Origin of the sequence: Paenibacillus antarcticus (assembly GCF_001637225.1) — a bacterium.
Taxonomy (GTDB): domain Bacteria; phylum Bacillota; class Bacilli; order Paenibacillales; family Paenibacillaceae; genus Paenibacillus_AQ; species Paenibacillus_AQ antarcticus.
Genome location: NZ_LVJI01000047.1, coordinates 1 through 908 on the forward strand (window position 1 = coordinate 1; position 908 = coordinate 908).

Annotated in this window: 1 pseudogene; it reads left to right on the forward strand. The window is 51.2% G+C overall.

The window, feature by feature from the left end:
• Nucleotides 1-830: pseudogene (locus PBAT_RS25830) on the forward strand (hypothetical protein); the annotation flags it as partial.
• Nucleotides 831-908: the final 78 nt, after the last annotated feature.

The window sequence follows — 908 nt, forward strand, 5'->3', positions numbered from 1 at the left end:
AAGAAAGCGTGTATGTCAGCGTGAAGAGTACGGACAAGCTTGAGAGTGGAAGAACTGTAAAAGCGTATGATGCAGAAATCACTGTAGCGCCAGTGGCGACTACGATTAAAGTGACCAATGGTGGAACGGGCGACGAAGATACGGTGGAAGTAACTGGCCTAGTGGCAGGCGACATCGTGAACGTATACGACGTGGCAACAGGCGGAAGCGTGTTGGCAACAGCAACGGTAGCAGAGGAAGCAACAACAGCAACCGTATCCAAAGTAGATTTCTTGAAAGCAGCAGGCGGAACCGCGTATGTAGCGGTAACAAGAGTCAATAAATTGGAAAGCGTACGTACAGCGAAGACGTATGTAACTGAGCCAGTATCTGCAGCACCAGTAGCAGCGAACATTACGGCTTCGAACAACAAAGCGGGCGTAGCAGATACAGTCATCGTAACTGGCTTGGTAACAGGCGATGTAGTGAACGTGTACAAAGCAGCAACAGGTGGCGTAGCCATCGGAACAGCAACCGTAGCAGCTGATGAAACGAGCGCAACGGTTACGATCGACCAGCTAACAGCAACAGCAGGAAGCGTGTATGTCAGCGTGAAGAGCACGGACAAGCTTGAGAGTGGAAGAACTGTAAAAGCGTATGATGCAGAAATCACTGTAGCGCCAGTGGCGACTACGATTAAAGTGACCAATGGTGGAACGGGCGACGAAGATACGGTGGAAGTAACTGGCCTAGTGGCAGGCGACATCGTGAACGTATACGACGTGGCAACAGGCGGAAGCGTGTTGGCAACAGCAACGGTAGCAGAGATGGCTACTACAGCAATCGCCTAGCCCACAGGACTGCTGCAAGCATCAGGCGCAGCCTCCTACGTGGAGATAACAAAAGTCAATAAATTGGAAAGCGTCCGT